This window comes from Bradyrhizobium sp. T-12 (genome assembly GCF_058314695.1).
Window position 1 is genome coordinate 3,639,315 of the sequence record NZ_CM177756.1, and the last position, 16,313, is coordinate 3,655,627.

16 protein-coding genes are annotated in these 16,313 nt (G+C 64.5%); 4 read left to right on the top strand and 12 right to left on the bottom strand.

Annotated elements, in window-relative coordinates; genetic code table 11:
• Positions 1–19 precede the first annotated feature (19 nt).
• Positions 20–172 (top strand): hypothetical protein, encoded by a 153-nt coding sequence (locus AC0WRY_RS17105; RefSeq protein WP_194408087.1) that lies wholly within the window; start codon positions 20–22, stop codon positions 170–172.
• Between the two features lie 83 nt (positions 173–255).
• On the opposite strand, the gene AC0WRY_RS17110 is transcribed toward AC0WRY_RS17105, so the two are convergent.
• From AC0WRY_RS17110 to pxpB, 3 genes are read right to left on the bottom strand one after another with little or no spacing between them, the layout of a single operon-like run.
• Positions 256–1,026, bottom strand: coding sequence for a LamB/YcsF family protein (locus AC0WRY_RS17110; protein WP_211416992.1), 771 nt, complete (start codon positions 1,024–1,026; stop codon positions 256–258).
• 34 nt (positions 1,027–1,060) lie between these two features.
• A complete protein-coding gene (locus AC0WRY_RS17115) occupies positions 1,061–2,098 on the bottom strand; it encodes a 5-oxoprolinase subunit C family protein (protein ID WP_194408089.1) in 1,038 nt (345 codons plus the stop codon).
• The gene (gene pxpB, locus AC0WRY_RS17120) at positions 2,095–2,826 is read right to left on the bottom strand and encodes a 5-oxoprolinase subunit PxpB (RefSeq protein WP_483069959.1); all 732 of its coding nucleotides are present in this window, start codon (positions 2,824–2,826) and stop codon (positions 2,095–2,097) included. Before pxpB ends, AC0WRY_RS17115 begins: the two co-directional genes overlap by 4 nt.
• Positions 2,827–3,081: 255 nt before the next feature.
• Between pxpB and AC0WRY_RS17125 the strand changes: the two genes are divergently transcribed.
• Positions 3,082–3,780 (top strand): ribonuclease activity regulator RraA, encoded by a 699-nt coding sequence (locus AC0WRY_RS17125; RefSeq protein ID WP_008564879.1) that lies wholly within the window; start codon positions 3,082–3,084, stop codon positions 3,778–3,780.
• 24 nt (positions 3,781–3,804) lie between these two features.
• Positions 3,805–4,209, top strand: a complete 405-nt coding sequence (locus AC0WRY_RS17130) for a (R)-mandelonitrile lyase (protein ID WP_028144578.1) — start codon at positions 3,805–3,807, stop codon at positions 4,207–4,209.
• 139 nt (positions 4,210–4,348) lie between these two features.
• On the opposite strand, the gene AC0WRY_RS17135 is transcribed toward AC0WRY_RS17130, so the two are convergent.
• From AC0WRY_RS17135 to AC0WRY_RS17160, 6 genes are all read right to left on the bottom strand, one after another.
• Positions 4,349–4,705 (bottom strand): hypothetical protein, encoded by a 357-nt coding sequence (locus AC0WRY_RS17135; RefSeq protein WP_491120035.1) that lies wholly within the window; start codon positions 4,703–4,705, stop codon positions 4,349–4,351.
• A 148-nt stretch (positions 4,706–4,853) separates the two neighbouring features.
• On the bottom strand, positions 4,854–6,095 hold the full coding sequence (locus tag AC0WRY_RS17140) for a hypothetical protein (protein ID WP_491120037.1): 1,242 nt from the start codon (positions 6,093–6,095) through the stop codon (positions 4,854–4,856).
• 23 nt (positions 6,096–6,118) lie between these two features.
• The gene (locus AC0WRY_RS17145; protein ID WP_491120039.1) at positions 6,119–7,696 is read right to left on the bottom strand and encodes a CHAT domain-containing protein; all 1,578 of its coding nucleotides are present in this window, start codon (positions 7,694–7,696) and stop codon (positions 6,119–6,121) included.
• Entirely contained in the window at positions 7,693–10,548 is a 2,856-nt protein-coding gene (locus AC0WRY_RS17150; RefSeq protein WP_491120041.1) for a PAS domain-containing protein, read from the bottom strand. The genes AC0WRY_RS17145 and AC0WRY_RS17150 overlap by 4 nt, the downstream gene beginning before the upstream one ends.
• Before the next feature lie 380 nt (positions 10,549–10,928).
• Positions 10,929–11,792 carry a DUF2147 domain-containing protein gene (locus tag AC0WRY_RS17155; RefSeq protein ID WP_491120043.1) on the bottom strand — a complete coding sequence of 288 codons (864 nt, stop codon included), beginning with the start codon at positions 11,790–11,792 and terminating at the stop codon, positions 10,929–10,931.
• Positions 11,793–12,051: 259 nt separating this feature from the next.
• Positions 12,052–12,831, bottom strand: a complete 780-nt coding sequence (locus AC0WRY_RS17160; RefSeq protein ID WP_491120045.1) for a transporter substrate-binding domain-containing protein — start codon at positions 12,829–12,831, stop codon at positions 12,052–12,054.
• Positions 12,832–12,946: 115 nt separating this feature from the next.
• Here AC0WRY_RS17160 and AC0WRY_RS17165 point away from each other — a divergent pair, with 115 nt between their 5' ends.
• Positions 12,947–13,444 carry a DUF1993 domain-containing protein gene (locus AC0WRY_RS17165; protein WP_491123478.1) on the top strand — a complete coding sequence of 166 codons (498 nt, stop codon included), beginning with the start codon at positions 12,947–12,949 and terminating at the stop codon, positions 13,442–13,444.
• 55 nt (positions 13,445–13,499) lie between these two features.
• Here AC0WRY_RS17165 and AC0WRY_RS17170 read toward each other — a convergent pair whose 3' ends face one another.
• The 3 genes from AC0WRY_RS17170 to AC0WRY_RS17180 all read right to left on the bottom strand — a co-directional run bounded on the left by AC0WRY_RS17170 (position 13,500) and on the right by AC0WRY_RS17180 (position 16,309).
• Entirely contained in the window at positions 13,500–14,015 is a 516-nt protein-coding gene (locus AC0WRY_RS17170) for a hypothetical protein (protein ID WP_194408097.1), read from the bottom strand.
• 169 nt (positions 14,016–14,184) lie between these two features.
• Positions 14,185–15,174 carry a hydroxyacid dehydrogenase gene (locus AC0WRY_RS17175; protein ID WP_491120047.1) on the bottom strand — a complete coding sequence of 330 codons (990 nt, stop codon included), beginning with the start codon at positions 15,172–15,174 and terminating at the stop codon, positions 14,185–14,187.
• A 34-nt stretch (positions 15,175–15,208) separates the two neighbouring features.
• Entirely contained in the window at positions 15,209–16,309 is a 1,101-nt protein-coding gene (locus tag AC0WRY_RS17180; protein WP_194408099.1) for an ABC transporter ATP-binding protein, read from the bottom strand.
• Positions 16,310–16,313: the final 4 nt, after the last annotated feature.

The following is a 16,313-nucleotide window of genomic DNA, read 5'->3' on the forward strand; positions in this document are numbered from 1 at the left end:
GGGGCGTTGGAGATCGACCATGCGCGAACTATCGGCGGAAGCCAGGTTGCACTTTTACGCGCGCTCGCTCTCGCGGCAGACCAGAGCGAGCGCCCATCATCTGGCGCTCTACAGCGCGTTTGCGGTTATCGCGGCCATCGTGCTCGGGTCGTTGTCGGTGCACCCGTTTTAGGATGTCGTTCCGGGGCGGCGAAGCCGAACCCCGAACCTCGAGATTCCGGACTGATGCTGCGCATCATCCCGGGATGACCATCATCACGCCCCGCGCTTGAACGGCGCGACCTCGATCCCGGCATCCTTCAACGCCTGACGCAAGGTTCGCGCGATCTCGACGGCGCCGTGGGTGTCGCCATGGATGCACACCGTGTCCGTGCGCATCTTGATGACCTTGCCCGTCACCGAGACCACCGCGCCGTCCTGCACCATGCGCACCACGCGCTCGGCAATCGCCTTGGCATCATGCAGCACCGCGCCGGGCTTCTTGCGCGAGACGAGGTTGCCGTCGTCCTCATAGGCGCGGTCGGCGAACACCTCGTGCACCATCGGCAAATTGGCGTCCTCGCCGGCCTTCACCAGCTTGGAATTGGCGAGCACGACGAAGATCAGGCTGGGGTCGACCGCTTTGATCCCCGCGGCGATCGCCTTCGCGGTCATGTCGTCCTCGCAGGCGACGTTGGAGAGCGCGCCATGCGCCTTGACATGCGTGACCTTGTGCCCGGCCGCGGTCGCGATCGCCTGCAGCGCGCCGATCTGGTAGGCGACGAGGTTCTCGATCTCGGAGGCTTTGAGGCCCGCGATCGGATGCCGGCCGAACCCATGCAGGTCGCGATAGCCGGGATGCGCGCCGACCGAGACGCCCCGCGCCTTCGCAAGCTCAACCGTCCGCCGCATGATGTCGGGATCGCCGGCGTGGAAGCCGCAGGCGACGTTGACCGAGCTTGCGAGCTCGATCATCGCGGCGTCGTTGCCCATCTCCCACGCGCCAAAACCTTCGCCGAGGTCGCAATTGAGATCGATCGTCTTCATGGGTGCTCTCCGCCTTCCGGTCTTGATGTTACGCTTAAGGCTCCGCGGTGACCTGCCAGGTGCCGGCATCGATCGCGTTCACCGCATGGCCGGCAACGTTGGCATCGCTGAGCGCCTCGATATTCAGCGCGACGCTGTCGGAGGAGCGCAGGCGATCGGGCAGGGTGCGGATCAATTGCGCGAACTTCTTCGCCTCGTCCTGTGCTTCGATCATGCTGACGGCCTTGAAGCGAAACGCCGTTCCTGCCGAGGTCTGTGCGAGGCGGCCGACATCGGCCGTGATGATGGTGGCGATCTTCGGATAGCCGCCGGAGGTGCCGCGGTCCATCATCAGCGCGATCGGCGCGCCGTTGCCGGGGACCTGGATGCTGCCGTTGACGGTGCCGTCGGAGACGATGTTGTGGCCGTGCAGATGCTTGATGGCGGGGCCTTCCAGTCGGTAACCCATGCGATCGGAGGTCGCCGATATCTTCCACTCGCTGTCCAGGAACAGCGCCTTGTTGGCATCGTCGAACTCGTCGTCCTGCGGCCCCAGCAGAATACGGATCGGGCCGCTCACGGGCTTCGGCAATTCGATGCGCATCTCGCCCGCGCCGCTCGCGGCATGGACGCTGAATTCGTCGCCGGCCTGGAGCGGGCGCGGGTAGGGGCTGCCGAGGCCGGCGCGGGCATTCACCGCGAGACTGCCGAACACCAGTTCGCCCGTGATGGCGCCTTCGATCGCCAGATAAGTGAAGGCGCCGCCGCGGGCAAAGCCCAGCGTCAGCGTCTCGCCGTCCTTCAGCGTCACCGAACTGTCCATGGCAACGGGGTTTCCGGCGACATCCGCGTTGCGCGGCGCGCCTGAAATGGCGACGCGCACGGCGCCGTCGCGGGCGGTGAAGGCGGCGCCGAACGGTCCGATCTCGACGGCAGCCGCGAACGGTTCGTTGCCGACGAGCGTGTTCGCCGCAGCCAGCGACAGCCGATCCATCGCGCCGCTGACTGTCAAGCCATAGCGCTGCGCGCCGAAGCGGCCGCCGTCCTGGACGGAGCTTGCCGGGCCGATGCTGGCGACGACGAGCCGGCTCATGCGACCACCTGCTCGGCGACGAGCTCGCCGGCCTCCGCGGCGCGATCCAGCTCCTCGAAGGTCTTGTGGTCGATGGCGAAGAACGTCACGCGATCACCGGGTTCGGTCAGGAACGTCGGGTTGCGATGGAGCTGATAGGTTCGCACCGGTGTGCGGCCGAGCAGATGCCAGCCACTGGGGGCGGCGAGGCACTGGATGCCGGCCTGGACGCCGCCGATCGAGATCGTGCCGGCAGGCGTCAGCAGCCGCGGATTTTGCCGCCGCGACATGTGCAGCGATTTGTCGAGGCCGCTGAGATAGGACCAGCCCGGCGTGAAGCCGATCATGGCCACCTTGTAGTCGCCGCCGGCGTGCCGGGCGACGATGTCATCAGGCGTGGTGCTCAGCGCCTTGGCGACATCCTCGAGGTCAATGCCGTGCTCGCCGCCATAGGCGACGGGAATGCGCCAGCGGCGCGCCTTGGTCACCGGCGGCGGCGGCTGGATTGCAATTGGCAGCAGCTTCTCGCCAAGCGCGTCGAAGCCGATCTTGCAGGGGTCGTAATGCACCAGCAGCGAGCGATAGGTCGGCACGGTCTCGGTGATGCCGTCGATGGGGCTTGCAGCCAGCGCCTTGTCCAGCGCCAGCACGCGCTGGTTCGCATCCTCGTCGATGGTGCGGCTGAACTCGACCGTGACGGCGCTGTCGCCACTGGGCAGAAGGCGGGGCGGGGGAAGCGTCGCGGCCATTGGGCTGTCGAAGAGCTGTCGAAATCGGGCTGGAAAGCGCGGGCTCGACCTTGAGTTCCGCGTCACCCTGCTTCGCGTAAATGCGCCCGCAAGTCCAATAAATTAATGCAGGGGGAGGCGATAAAGCCTTGTTATCGCGTCGCATAAAGGCCCATCGGCCCTGCGTAATTGCTAGCCTCTTGGCCCTTGACGCAAGGGCTGCGGCTCGCAAGATGCGCGCGTTCTTTCCCGCACCTCCGGAGCTCTGCTGTTTCCATGTCGCTGTCCCCCGAAGCCCGCAAGACCCTCGCCGGCATCACCACTGCCACCATCACCACGGTCCTGCTGAAGAAGGGCCTGCGCAATGTGTGGATGCGCGGAGCGCGGCCGCTGCGCCCCGGGCTGCCGCGGCTGGTGGGACCGGCCTTCACGCTGCGCTTCGTGCCGGCGCGCGAGGACCTGGCGACCCCGGAATCCTGGTCCTCGCCGATCTCCACCCGCACCGCGATCGAGGCGATGCCCGACGGCTGCATCGCCGTGGTCGACGCCATGGGCATCACCGATGCCGGCATCTTCGGCGACATCCTCTGCGCCCGCATGGTCAAGCGCGGCGTCACCGCGCTTGTCACCGACGGCGTGGTGCGTGACGTCGAGGGCGTGCTCGGCACCAATCTGCCGGTGTGGTGCGACGGCTATGCCGCGCCGCCGTCAGTTGCGGGCCTGACTTTCGTCGGCTGGGGCGAGCCGATCGGCTGCGGCGGCGTTGCCGTGTTTCCCAACGACATCGTGGTCGCCGACCAGGACGGCTGCGTGCTGATCCCGCAGGCAATGCTCGACCACGTGCTCAACGAGGGCGTCGAGCAGGAGCGCATGGAAGCCTGGATCGTCAACGAGGTGAACAACGGCGCGGTGCTGCCGGGCCTCTATCCCATGAACGCCGAGACCAAGGCGCGCTACGCCGCCAGCAAGAAGTAACCGGGAAGCAAGCGAGGTAATCCCATGGAGATCACTGTTGCAGGCACGCGGCCGACCCGCCGCGCGCCCAAGGAAAACTTCACCGGCACCGTATGGCAGGACCCCGTGATCATGGCGCCCGCGCCGGCACGGCTGAACTGCTCGCGCGTCGCCTTCGAGCCGGGTGCCCGCACCAATTGGCACCATCATCCGCTGGGACAGACGCTCTACGTGATTTCGGGCGTCGGCCGCGTCCAGACCAAGGGCGGTCCGGTCAGGGAGATCCGCCCCGGCGACACCGTCTGGATTCCGCCGGGCGAATTGCACTGGCACGGCGCCTCGCCGACCAACGGCATGTGCCACATTGCCATGCAGGAAGCGCTCGACGGAGTCTACTCGACCTGGCTCGAGCCGGTCACCGACGCAGAGTATGGCGCGGCGTTGGGCTAATTCGCGTGCCCCGGACTAGACGCATCGCCTGAAGGCGATGCGTCGCTGAGCCGGGCCCAGAGATTTTAGCGACCAAGATGCTGGGTCCCGGCTGTGCGCAGCAGCGCCAACGCGCTGCAGCACGTCCGGGACGCAGCGACTACATCCTCTCCGCCGTCCACGTGCCCGTGCACAGCGCGCCGCGCCACGTACCGGAGCCCGAGGTCCCGCTGAGGCGGCCGAAGCCGACGGCGCGCTTGATGCCCGTGCTCAAGGTGACGTTGATGCCGCCGGCGTCGGCCACGCGGCCCGATGCCGTCACCGCCGCGCTCGTCGATGCGATCTGCCCGTTGTTGATACCGATCGCGACGGTGGCGCCGTTGCCGCAGGTCTCGCTCGAGGACGAGATCCGCACATTCCAGGCGCCGTCGAAGCTGGTCGATGCCGCATTCGCTTGGCCGCAGAGCAGGGTGACGGCGCAGATCGTGGCGAAAATACCCTTGTAGAGATGTCTCATGACACGCCCCATTGGCTGAACCTGCCGGGCATCGTGTCACGACACGGAAGGGACCGATGTGAGGGGTGTCACGCATGCGGACGGTGCCAGCGCCCGCGTCCGGACGCCGTCTCATCAGCCAGGCAGAGCCTCGAAAGGCTCGTTCACCTCACTGTCTTGCTGTCACGGCACGATTGATCACGCGCGCCAGTGAGACGGCGGAGTCCGTACCGACCGGGGCGGCCTTGCCGATCGTCTTTCGCAGTGCGAAGGCCTCGGACGCAAACAGCCTGTCCGGGTCCTCCGGGGCGTCCTTGATGCCGGTGAGCAGGCGGATCTGCATGCCCTTCAGAAGCTCCGTCACGGCCGGTTTGGCGGTCGCCTTGTCGGCGGCGTCGGCCAGAAGAGGCTCCTGCCAGCCGCGGTGGGCATTCTTCGGCGTCACGCGCTCCACGAGCTTATCGTAGCTGGTTTGGTAGGCGCCAATGGCGACGAGACGATCGTTCTCGGCAAGTTCCGGCGATGTGATCACCTCGGAGCGCAGAGCCAGCATCTGCTCGTCCGCATGCTCCAACTCACGCTTCATGATGCTGCTTGCAACACCCTGCCAGTGTCGATGAAATCCGAGCTGCGTGAGGGGATTGATCGTATCAGGCCCCTCGGGCAGCAGGCTGGCCGTGAACTCGATGGCCAGGAGGCAATAGTCCAATCCGGAGACACGTTGGCCGTCGAGCAGCAATCTGTCGTCGGTCACCACCAGCCGCTTGGCAACCGCCTCGTCGAGATCGGAGCCGGCAACCAGGAGATAGCCGCTGCGGCCGAGCGCATTGCCGTCGGCATACGAGAACAAGGGCGTGACGATGTTGAGCGCGAACAGGCCGGCGACCCGGTCGTAGATCTTTTCAGCCACGCGCAACCCCTCGGAAACACCCGGCGCGAGCCCTGTCTGCGTGGTCAGGTCGGCGGCCAATTGCAGGACCTGCTGCGCGACGTCGTGAAAGGGAAGGCGGAACAGGCCGACGAACAGTGACAGATTGTCCTGCTTCATGGGCGCGCGCCTGACGGCGTAGATATTCTTGAAATCGACATAGCCTGGAGCGGCGCCGGCCGCCTTCAGCTGGGCGGCGATCTCGTCATTGCTCAAGATCGTGGGCCGGCGCTGGCGCCCGTCGCCGAAGCTGAACTCGGTGAGCACGACGCCGAGCGGAAGGAACGAGCTGAAGAACTTGCCGCCTTCCCGCAAGCCCATTTCGACCATGCGCACCCCGAAATAGCTCGCTTCGGGCACGAAGGTCTGTCCAGCCGTCATTGCATTGCCGCCGCCCGAAGCGACGTAGCCGACATAGGGGCGCCGCAGTTCGCGGCTCGCCCAATGCTCCACGACGTTCTTGAGTGTGGTCCAGACGGTCATGACATTCATCCACTACGAGCGGTTCATTGGCAGCGTGCTGCCCAATCGGTCGACTGCGCCAGCAGGATCGGCGAGAGCCAGATCGGGCTTTCCTCGTCGTAGTTCAGGCTTTCCCACGATGCGCGGCACGCCTTCCGGAACGCGACGCAAACCGACCGCGTCTTGTGGAGTTCGTCATAGAACTCCTTGGCGAACTGCGGCGCGCGTTCGTCCTCGACATTCCATCGGAAGCCCAACGCATAGGGGATTCCGTTCATCACCAATTGCTGAACGCAGCCCTTCGAGATGCCACGGCAGGCCGAGAGGTAGACCAGCGTCGTCGCTGACAGGCCGTCGGAGGCCGCCACCCTATCGAGTTTCAGGCCGATCGCCTGCTCCGGCTGCATCCCGGGAAGGACCAGGGTCGCGGTCTGCTGGCCATCGCTGAAGGCGTGACCGGCATAGTGCAGAATGGTCGGCCGGAATGCGTCGAGCTGCTTCAGCAAATAGGCGGCCGCCTCGCCCGGAGGGGCATCCGACAGGTTGACGACCTTCAAATCGAAGCAGCCCGCGGCGCCCAGCTCTTCCACGTGCTTCAGTTCGATGTCGATATTGCCGAGCTTGTCGAATCTCTTGCCGGCGCAAATCGCGCTGTCGAGTTTCATATCGGGATGCTCGCCGATCTGCGAACGCACGAACATCAGTTTTGCGCCCGGCTTGATCCGCGCTCGCTCGCTGGCCCTTCCACGGACGAACGAGGGAATGCGCCGGACAATCGGCGCATAGAGAAGCACGAATGGTCCGTTTTCCTCCGAAAGATATCGGACGCTCGCCTCGAAGGGCACCGGGTAGAAGCCTGCGTCGCTGATGACAAATCGGAACGACAATCCCACCAGTCCACCCGCGGACTTCTCGATCTGCGAGAACAGATGTTCGCCGATCGCTTTTACGACGAAGCTCTTGAACAGGCGTGTTCCGACGTCGCGCGTCTGGCCGAGCCAATTGTTCGGCGGCATCTCATCGCGCGCATAGGCCAGAGCTGCAGACTTGAGGTCATCGAGATCGCTGATGGTGTTCCAGCGAAGCATCGAGCAGCCGTCTTCACCCGTTCCGAGCCGGCATTCCACCTTGGCGCTGTGGATTTCGATCTCAACCACCCGGAATGCGCCCGGAATGGCGTTCGTCTCGTCGGGGTGACCGGTGAGCATCGCAATGAACGGGCGCAGGATCCGGTGGCGGTGCAGCTGCAGGGCGTCCATCGGCAGGATCAGCGCATTGCCGGCGGCTCTGCACTCTTCCTCCAGGTCCGCGCAGGTCCCGAACGAGGGGGCGACCACCAGCACGGAGGTGTGCGGGTCCTGTGCCAAAACCACGGTGTTGAGCAAGTGCTTTGCACCGAGAGTCGTGCGTGTGTCGTAGCCTGCGCTCGGATCGATCGGCAACCGGGCATCGAGCACGAGCAGTTCGGTCTCGTTCGCGATGAGCCACTCGCTCGTCTGCGCCGGGGTCATCAGGGGCTTGTCGTACAAGTGCTCCGGGGCCACGCCTGCCGCGAGCAGATGTCCCCGCAGGGTTTCGAACATGTTTGGCTCGGCGGTGGCGATCGCAATCTTGGCTGTCATGCCGGTGCCTCCTGCGCGCACAATGGCAGTTCGAACTCGAATCCCGTGCCGTCCAGCTCGGCCAGGGTACCGTCGTGCTGCTCGACGGTCTTGCGTATCGCCTCGACCGCGATGCTGGCCATCTGCCGTGCCCGGTGCTGGCTCTGCTCGATCGGGTCCACAGCCGACGGAGCGATGGTGTCGGCAATCGTCGCGGGCAAGCGCATGGATACCGAGAGGCGATGCGGCTGCCGTTCTGAGATCGTGACGGTCAGCTTGTCGTTCGGCGTGATGCGCAACGACAAGAGGGAGCTGAGGGCGGAGCGAAACGCAAAGCTCAACCGCTTCGTCCAGCCCCTGACCAATAGGGTACGTCGGATCGCAATCTCGTCGACGAGGTGGATGGCCTCACGATCCTCGACGGGAAGGCCCTCGACCTCCTGATAGAGAAGTTCCAGGACGTCGAACTGTTCGGGCGCTTCCTGCGGGGTCTGCTGAACGACAAGACGCTCGGCCAGGCGCTCGAAGGTCAGATCGGCCCGAAGCAAATGGTTGGCCGCCTGCTCGAGCAGACCGGAGCAGTTTCTCATGAGGTCCGGCTTGCCGAGGAGCGAGGCGGCGCTGCGCAGCAGGCCATCGGCCATCAACAGCGGAGCGCGGGTCTCGCGCGCGACAGCCGTGACGGTTTCCTCCAGATAGCCCCAGTCGCTCTCCCGGCTTTGGTCGGCGAGGCTGGTGAACAGCCAGAGCTGATGACCATAGTCGTCGTTCAACGGCTCGCGATTGGCGAGAACCGTCAGCTCGGTGCGCGGCGCATCTCCGATCGCCAAATGGACCCGCAGCCGGTGCTGGATGCCGGTTTCCGCCAGTTGCACGGAGTCTTCGTCCCGAGCGCCAAATGACGAGAGCTTCTTGTCACGTGCCTGGCCGAAGATGTTCGCCGCGGCACCATTCATGTGGCAGATCGTGCCGACGGCATCCACGATGACGGCTGCCTGCTCGATCCTGTTCATGAGCGCATACTCGATCGCTTCGTGCCAGCGAGCCGCAAAGATCTGTTCGCAGTCGGCGGCAAGCCCGCTTGCCGCGTCCCGATCAGGTCCGCGGAACGCGTTCAGCTCCGACGATTCCATGTCCAGAATGAGCTCGATCTTGCCATTCACGAACAGAGGCACGGTCATGGCAGATCGTTGATCGGGGGCGGTCTGGATGAAGCCGTAATTCCGCTCGGTGTCGCTGATATCAGGAACGACGAGAATGTCTCGCGCGGTCAGGCAGCTGCCGAGCATGCCGCTGGACAGTTCCTGAGTGTATTCGGCCTTGCGGTCGGCCGATTTCACCAAAAGGTTTCTGTCGTTCTTCACGTGCTCGGAAACCAGCACGAACCTGCTGCGCAGGCGATCGACCCGGAACACGCCGACATACTCCCAGCCCAGGCATTTTGTGGTGCCGGTGGCCAGCAGTTCGGCGATGGCGCGCGCACTCGGCGCCTTGTTCAAGTCATCCTTGAGCTTGCGCAAGGCGTGCGCCTGAGCATGTTCCATGGCCGCGTTTGCGGCCTGCAAGATCTCCTCGACGCCGAGATTTTGCAGCGTGCGCAGGTCAGCGGCGGTGTATTTGTGCTTGCGGGACAGCAGAGCCAGCGAGCTTCCGAACCGGCCTCCCGCCTTGCGTATCGGCAGCACGAGCATCGACTCGAACTTGTCGTCGATGATGGCCTTGCTCACCGGATTGTCTTTTTCCTCCGGATTGCGGCTCTCGACGAACCCGGCCAGATCGTTGTCCCACGTCTTGCCCTGCTCGAGCCACTCGATCACGCCAGGCGGCACCTTGAACCAACGTGTGCTCCACTCCCAGCTGGGTCGTGGAGAGATAGTGACGGCTCGCCAATAATCGTTGAGATCGTTGTAGACCCCGAACGTGCTCATTTCGAATGGGATGACCTTGCCGATCGCCTGAAGCGTCGCCTCGATGATCTCTTGCGGATCATCGTGCCCGGCGAGAATCGTCTTGAGCTCGTGACGTGCGCGATCCTCGGCAAGAGGAGCGAACAGCACCAACAACCCTGCCGAGCTGTTCGGTGCTTCCATGTAGGGCGTTCCGCTGACCCTTGCCAGAACGGAACGACCGTCTTTTGGACGGAGCCGGACGAAGCTGGAGAAGCCGGTCTGCTTGGTGATCCATTCGGCGAACAGGTTCGTCGTTCCGTCGTCGTCTGGCCCGAACACGTGAGAGAGCGACACCTCCTTGAGCTCTGCTTCCGAGAACCCCAGGACCTGCGCGGCTCGCTCGTTCGCGAACCGGATCTTGCCGGTCAGGTCGGTGCGCAGCACGCCATCCTGCAAGGCATCGAGGCGGCTCTGTTCCGCGCTCTGATCGAGCAGGAGGGCGTAATTGCCCGGTTTGCCATCTTCGTCGCGCAACGGGCCGATCTCGACTCTGACCTGACGAACCGTTTCGCCGGTCTGGATGTCGGCCCGCAAGCTCGTGTTGTGATTTGCCCGGAGCGCCATGTACACATCGGCCGCACGGGATCCGAACAAGCCGGAGAAGGGAGCGCCGCGTTTGCCGGGAATGAGCTTGTCGAATGCCGCATTGGAATAGACGATGCGACCGTCATTCGCCAGTTCGACGAAGGGAATCTCGCTGTAATGCGCGGCTTCATCAAGCGCGTCATACCGCTCCGACAAAACGTTCAGCACGGTGTTTTGCGATTGCAGGATTTTGCCGACGGTGTGAGCGTCGAAGCCGAATTCCGAGACGAGCATTCGCGCTTGCTCGTTGACCAGAGGCTGCAGCGCGGTGGTCAGGCTGGTCTGCCGATTTCGGAGCGCGCCGATGACGTGGCGCCTGATGACTTCCTCCGACGTCAACGAGCGAGGGCCCCAGTCACCTGAGACTAGCGATGGTGTCGCACGGAGTTCCTCCATAACAACCTCGCTCGCTTACGCATACCGGCGCCGACAGAGCGTCGAGAAACGGCTCTTTTCGGTCTACTCATCTCGGCGAAACGGTGCCTACTGCGTAGTATGAAAGTCGCAAATAGTCTGGCGATCAATCCAGACTAGAAGCAACGATCGCGTGCGGAGTATGAAATGGTTCACAATGGAGCCCTTGAATCGAGCAAGCGCACCACATGAGGCTCTGGCTCATGGGCGGGAGATCGCGACTGACATCTGACAGTCGCGTCATCCATTGCAGCGAGAAACGAAAGAAGGTCAGCCGAGCTGTGCCATATTGACTTCGGCGCCGCCTAGTTGACCCGTGTCCATGTCTGGCCGCCGCAGAACATGCCGCCGAAGGCGCAGCCCTGCACGCGCAGGCGATCGGTGCCTTTCATCGCGATCGTCGAATCGTAAGTCGAGCCGGAGTTCGGATCGAGGATGCGCCCGGACCACTTCTGGTCCTTGCCGGGCTTCATGTTGATCAGAACCTGCTCGCCGTTCTGGTTCGATTTGCCGTCGACCGAATAGCCGCACAGATTGGTCCCGCATTGCTCGATGCGGACCTTGCCTTCCTTCTCCTCGGTGAGCCAGACGCCGAGCGGTGAATTGAGATCGCGCGTGGGGGCGGCTGCTGGAGCGGGCGGGGCGACGGCAGCGGCCTGAACGGGAGCAGGGGCCGGCGCGGGAGGCGGAGGCGGAGCCGGTGGCGCCGCAGCCACTGCGGGGGCCGGCGGCGGTGCTGCGGCGGGCGCTGCCTGCTGCTCGACTTGCGCAGGTGCCGGAGGAGGCGCGGCCGGCGGCAACACGGCCGTCTCGGCCGGCGCGTTGCTGGCCGTTGCCGCCGCAGGCGGAGCCGGCGGTGGGGCTGCGGCAGCGGGTGCGGGCGCCTGCACGGCGGCGGCGGGCGGTGTGGTGACGGGCGCGGGGGCTGGCGCGGCCGGCGCTTGCGGCTCGATCGTGGCTTGCTGCGGCGGCTGCTGGCCCGGAGACGCCTCGTTCTTCTTGGCCTTCTTGGCCTTGGGCTGGGGGGTGTTGTCGTACACGCCGGGGATTTGCACCGTGCCGCGGTCCGGGTCGATGCGAATGGTGCGCCCGCCATATTCGAAAGTGTACTGCGCCTGCGCAGCGGTGCTCGCCAAAAGGAATGCGGCCGTGGCCAACAGCTTCCTCATTTCCATCTCCTGAACAGGTGGTCCCCGTACCGACGGCTTACGCACCGGCGGCATTCCAAAACGTGATCTAGATCACTGTCACGGTATGAGTCGTCGTCCTGCGGTGTCGGGTTCAATAGGCCAAGGGCCCGTCCAAAGTTTGGCCGGGGCAAGCGACAGGAGGACGCGGCCGGAAGCGCCGTTCCACCGCAGTCGGAACGGGATTCCAGCTCCTCGCGTCACCGCGTCTGTCCTGACGCGACCGGTCCTTGAGATCGCTCTAATCGAACCAGGCGGCGTAGATCTTCCTGTAGCTGCCGTCCTCCATGGAAATGTGCAGCCACTGGTCGACGAAGGCCTTCAGCGCCATGTCGCGTTGGAGCCAGTAGGCCTTCTCGGAAAAATCGAAGGGTTTTTCCGGATGCACGGCGCACAGCACGCCCTGATGCTGCTTCTGCTGGTAGCGCGTCTCCGAGGCGTCCGTCATCATGAGATCGGCATTGCCCTTGGCGATCTCGTCGAAGATCACGGTGTTGTCGGGGAAGACGGTGATGTCGGCGTCCTTGATGTTGGCGCGTGCGAAGCGCTCGTTGGTGCCGCCGGGATTGACGATGACGCGGGTGCCCTTCTTGTCGATGTCGGCGATGCTCTGGTATTTGCCGACGTCGGCGCAGCGGGCGATCGGCGTCTTGCCCTCGCGCATGATCGGCGTCGAGAAGAAGCCTTTCTTCTGCCGGTCGAGCGTGACCGAGACGCCGCCCATCGCGATGTCGAACTGATCGGCCTCGAAATCCTTCATCAGCTTCGGCCAGGCGGTCGGCACGAACTCGACCTTGACCCCGAGCGCCTTGCCTAGCGCCTCCGCCATGTCGACGTCGAAGCCGCTGAATTTCTGCGTCGCCTTGTCCAGATAGGCGAAGGGCTTGTAGTCGCCGGTCATGCCGACGCGCAAGGTGCCGCGCTTGACGATCTCATCCAGGCGCGAGGGCGCCTGCTGCGCATGGGCCGAAAGGGTTGCCAGCAGTGCGACGGCCATAGCCAATGCGATTCGAACGATCATCTCTTCTCCACCCCAGCGCAAGCTGTCATTGTGCAGCTCATTACGGCGTGGATTTAGACCAGATGGGAGCTTCTGGCGAGGCGGAATTGAAAGGAATCTCGACGTGACAATCTCGATGTACGAGGCCTCGGTCGGCCTCTTCGTGCCGTATTTGCGTAACCTGTCGGTCCTGCTCGACAAGGGTGTCGCCTATGCGGAGGCCCGCAAGTTCAATCCGGCGGTCCTGCTCGGCATGCGCCTTGCGCCGAACATGTACGATTTGGCGCTGCAGGTCGGCGAGGCCTGCCGCCACGCCACTGTCGCGCCGGCCTTGCTGGCAGAGTGCGAGCCGGTGGCGCTGCCGGCACTGGAGCACGACATGGCCGGGCTTCAGGCGCGCATCGCGACCTCGCTCGAGTTCATTGGAAGCCTGCCCCGCGCGGAGATCGAGGCGGCGGCGGAGCGCAATGTCTTCTTCAAGCTGAAGAACGGGACCGAGCTGCCCTTCACAGGGCGGACGCTGCTGCTGACGTTCAGCGTCCCGCAGTTCTTCTTTCACGTCACGACCGCCTACGACCTGTTGCGGCACGCCGGCGTCGAGCTCGTGAAGAAGGATTATCTCGGAAGAAAATAGAGGCTTGGCGTGCACTCTCCCAGCGGGGAGAGGTGCACGGAGAAAGGCGGCAGCGCTAGGCTTCGCCCTTGCGCTCGTAATCGGCAAGTGAGCTGCGGCCGGCGATCTCGCTGCGCAGCAGCTCGAAGCGCCGCTGCGCCTCGTCTTCCTGGGTGTCGACGAAATGCACCGCGGCCTCGCTCGTCATGGGGCCGCTGACCACGGGCGCGGATTGTTCGCCGATGGTCTCGTGGACGTAATACTGTCCGTCATCGCCGCGATGGACCGTCCATTTGAGACGGATCGCCACCATCGGGCCGGGCCCCACCTTGCTGTAGCCGTCGGCATCGGTGTGCTCCGGCACCAACGGCTGCTCCTCGACAACAGGATGTTGTTCGAGAGCCGGCTGCTCGTCGATCACTGCCTGCTCATCGGAAGCCAGATGCCCACGGTCTCCAGCGACCACGATTTCGGTCTCGGTGTGACGGACCACTTCGGTCTCGGTCTGGCGGACCACGAGGACGGGCTCGGGGTTCTCCAAAATGCTGGCGATGGTCGCCAGCGCGTGGTCGGTCGGGTCGATATCTGACAAGGGTCCATCCTCCAGCTCGACGCGGCCGGCTAGTTTTGTCCCACTGCCGCCGCGGCCTCGCTTATTACGCGCGTTTGATTAAGGCTGAGTTGGGGCTCGATCTGCACCAAAATGGGACGCTTTCTGGCGTTCCGAAGGCGGGCGCTTGCGTCGCCCGCCCGGAGCTCGCTCAGCCCAGCACGTCCTGATTGATCACGTTCTGCCGGATCGGATCGCCGTCCAGCACACTCAGGATGTTGCGCGCGGTCTGCTCGCTCATGCGCTGGACCGCCTCGACCGTGACGCCCGCGACATGTGGGGCGATGATGACGTTGGGCAGGGCAAACAGCGCGTTGCTGACCGGCGGCGGCTCCACCTCGAACACGTCGATGCCGGCGCCGGCGAGCTTGCCGGAGACCAGGGCGTCGTAGAGCGCCGCTTCCTTCACGATACCGCCGCGCGCGGTGTTGATGAGATAGGATCTCGGCTTCATCCGGCCGATCCGCATCGCATCGAACAGGCCGATCGTCTCCGGCGTCTTCGGGCAGTGGATGGTGACGAAATCGGCATGAGGCAGCGCGGCATCGAGGTCGGCGACGGGCTCGCAGCCCGCGGCCTTGATCTCCGCGGCAGGCTTGTAGGGATCGTAGACCTGCACCTTCATTTCCAATGCCAGGCAGCGCTTGGCGGTACGGCTGCCGATGCGCCCGAAGCCGATGACCAGCAGGGTCTTGCCGTAGAGATCAAATGGCAGCATGCCGAGCCGGTCGGCCCATTTGCCGTCCTTGACGCAGGCATGCAGCTCCTGTGCGCGCTTGGCCAGCGTCAGCATCATGAACAGCGCCGCCTCCGCAACCGAGGGCGAGTTTGCGCTGCCCGCGACCATCAGCGGCACCTTGCGGCGGGAGAGGGCGGGCACGTCGACGGCGTCGTAGCCGACACCGATGCGGGTCACCACCTTCATGTCTTTCGACGCTTCGAGCTCGGTCTCGCCGAAGGCGGTGGCGCCGAGGGCGACACCGTGGACCGGCGCATGGCTCTTCAGCAAGGCCTCGAAGTCTTTCGCCGAGATCAGGTTCGGAAACTCGACGAGCTCGATATCGTCGCGCTGGGTGAGGAGGGCGCGTGCCCCTTGCGACAAAGTTTGCGTAACGAAAATCTTCTTCTTGTTGGTCGCCATCGTCCCCTGCCTGCGCGAGTTTCTTGAACCGGCGTCACAACACGACGCCGGTCGCCTCGTTTAGCAGGTGCATATTGTTGAGGTCCATCGCCAAACGCATGGGTGCCCCGTCCTTGGCGCCGGCATTGGGATTGACACGGCCGCAAACCGGCGTGCCCTCGAGCCCGAAATAGACCAGCGTCTCCATTCCCATCGGCTCGGTGACGTCGAGCACGGTGTCGAAGGTCTCGACGCCGGGCTCGAGATGCGCGTGCGCCTCGGTGAGATGCTCGGGCCGGAGGCCGAGCAGCAGCTTCTCGGTGCGCGGCAGCGCGTTATAGCGCGCGGCCCGGGCCGGCGGCAGCGCGAAGGCGATGCGGTCGGTGATGCGGATCTGCAGCGTGCCGCCGACATCCTCGAGCCGGCACGGGATGAAGTTCATCGCGGGCGAGCCGATGAAGCCGGCGACGAAGCGTGTGGCTGGCTTGTGATAGAGCTCGTTAGGCGTGCCGATCTGCTCGATCCGTCCCTTGTTCATCACGACGACGCGGTCGGCCAGGGTCATCGCCTCGACCTGGTCGTGGGTGACGTAGACGGTGGTGGTGCGCACCTTCTGATGCACCTTCTTGATCTCAATCCGCATCTGCACGCGGAGCTTGGCGTCGAGATTGGACAGCGGCTCGTCGAACAAGAAGACTTTTGGGTTGCGCACGATGGCCCGGCCCATCGCGACGCGCTGGCGCTGGCCGCCGGAGAGCTGCTTCGGCTTGCGGTCGATCAGGTCGGTGATGTCGAGGAGGCGGGCGGCCTCCGTCACCCGCGCCGTGATCTCGGCCTTGGGATAATGCTTCAGGCGCAGCCCGAAGGACATGTTCTCCGCGACCGTCATGTGCGGATAGAGTGCGTAGTTCTGGAACACCATCGCGATGTCGCGGTCCTTCGGCGGCACGTCGTTAACGACGTCACCGCCGATCATGATGTCGCCGTCGCTGATGTCCTCGAGCCCCGCGATCATGCGCAGCGTCGTCGACTTGCCGCAACCGGAGGGACCGACCAGCACGATGAACTCATGGTCTGCGATGTCGAGATCGATGCCGCGCACGGCTTCGACGTCGTCGTAACGCTTAACTACCTTCCGCAAAGCAACGTCAGCCATGAGA

Bases quoted from the DNA above. Each gene is read 5' to 3' on its own strand.
- AC0WRY_RS17110 (WP_211416992.1), bottom strand. From the start codon at position 1,026: ATGAAGACGATCGATCTCAATTGCGACCTCGGCGAAGGTTTTGGCGCG.
- AC0WRY_RS17165 (WP_491123478.1), top strand. From the start codon at position 12,947: ATGTACGAGGCCTCGGTCGGCCTCTTCGTGCCGTATTTGCGTAACCTG.
- pxpB (WP_483069959.1), bottom strand. From the start codon at position 2,826: ATGGCCGCGACGCTTCCCCCGCCCCGCCTTCTGCCCAGTGGCGACAGC.
- AC0WRY_RS17125 (WP_008564879.1), top strand. From the start codon at position 3,082: ATGTCGCTGTCCCCCGAAGCCCGCAAGACCCTCGCCGGCATCACCACT.
- AC0WRY_RS17130 (WP_028144578.1), top strand. From the start codon at position 3,805: ATGGAGATCACTGTTGCAGGCACGCGGCCGACCCGCCGCGCGCCCAAG.
- AC0WRY_RS17160 (WP_491120045.1), bottom strand. From the start codon at position 12,831: ATGATCGTTCGAATCGCATTGGCTATGGCCGTCGCACTGCTGGCAACC.
- AC0WRY_RS17155 (WP_491120043.1), bottom strand. From the start codon at position 11,792: ATGAGGAAGCTGTTGGCCACGGCCGCATTCCTTTTGGCGAGCACCGCT.
- AC0WRY_RS17115 (WP_194408089.1), bottom strand. From the start codon at position 2,098: ATGAGCCGGCTCGTCGTCGCCAGCATCGGCCCGGCAAGCTCCGTCCAG.
- AC0WRY_RS17105 (WP_194408087.1), top strand. From the start codon at position 20: ATGCGCGAACTATCGGCGGAAGCCAGGTTGCACTTTTACGCGCGCTCG.
- AC0WRY_RS17140 (WP_491120037.1), bottom strand. From the start codon at position 6,095: ATGACCGTCTGGACCACACTCAAGAACGTCGTGGAGCATTGGGCGAGC.
- AC0WRY_RS17180 (WP_194408099.1), bottom strand. From the start codon at position 16,309: ATGGCTGACGTTGCTTTGCGGAAGGTAGTTAAGCGTTACGACGACGTC.
- AC0WRY_RS17135 (WP_491120035.1), bottom strand. From the start codon at position 4,705: ATGAGACATCTCTACAAGGGTATTTTCGCCACGATCTGCGCCGTCACC.
- AC0WRY_RS17145 (WP_491120039.1), bottom strand. From the start codon at position 7,696: ATGACAGCCAAGATTGCGATCGCCACCGCCGAGCCAAACATGTTCGAA.
- AC0WRY_RS17175 (WP_491120047.1), bottom strand. From the start codon at position 15,174: ATGGCGACCAACAAGAAGAAGATTTTCGTTACGCAAACTTTGTCGCAA.